This is a genomic window from Virgibacillus salexigens (assembly GCF_014905415.1).
Classification (GTDB): Bacteria; Bacillota; Bacilli; order Bacillales; family Amphibacillaceae; genus Virgibacillus; species Virgibacillus salexigens.
In genome coordinates this window covers 1-661 of record NZ_BNEO01000020.1, presented here as the reverse complement: position 1 = coordinate 661, position 661 = coordinate 1, and the positions used below count along the sequence as shown (strand labels likewise).

Genomic DNA, 661 nt, shown 5'->3' with positions numbered 1-661 from the left:
CCCTCAAGGGTTCTGTTGCAAAGTTTTCCAAAAAATCTATTTTAGTGTAAAATTGAGAAAAAAGACAGAGAGGACGGAGTAATGAATCATTTTAAAGGCAAACAAAAGGCAAACAATTCAAAAAAGACGTCATTATTGTCGCTGTTGGTTACTACCTGCGTTACAATCTAAGCTATCGTGAAGTTCAGGAATTGTTATATGATCGTGGAATAAATGTTTGTCATACTACGATTTATCGTTGGGTGCAAGAGTACAGCAAAGTCCTCTATTATCTTTGGAAGAAGAAAAATAGACAATCCTTCTATTCATGGAAAATGGACGAAACCTATATCAAAATTAAGGGACGTTGGCATTATCTTTATCGTGCAATTGATGCGGACGGCTTAACCTTAGATATCTGGTTACGAAAGAAACGGGATACGCAAGCAGCCTATGCTTTCTTAAAACGACTCCATAAACAGTTTGGTGAGCCGAAAGCAATTGTGACCGATAAAGCACCTTCTCTTGGCTCCGCCTTTAGAAAGTTACAGAGTGTGGGTTTATATACTAAGACAGAGCACCGAACTGTGAAGTATCTTAACAATTTAATAGAACAAGACCATCGACCTATTAAACGACGGAATAAATTTTATCAAAGTCTCCGTACAGACTCTTCCACGAT

Annotated in this window: 1 protein-coding gene; it reads left to right on the top strand. The window is 37.7% G+C overall.

Going from position 1 to position 661, the window contains the following annotated elements:
• Positions 1-131: 131 nt before the first annotated feature.
• Positions 132-661: IS6-like element ISS1N family transposase (locus JKP73_RS22010; RefSeq protein ID WP_200411966.1), on the top strand; the 530-nt coding region annotated here is incomplete at its 3' end.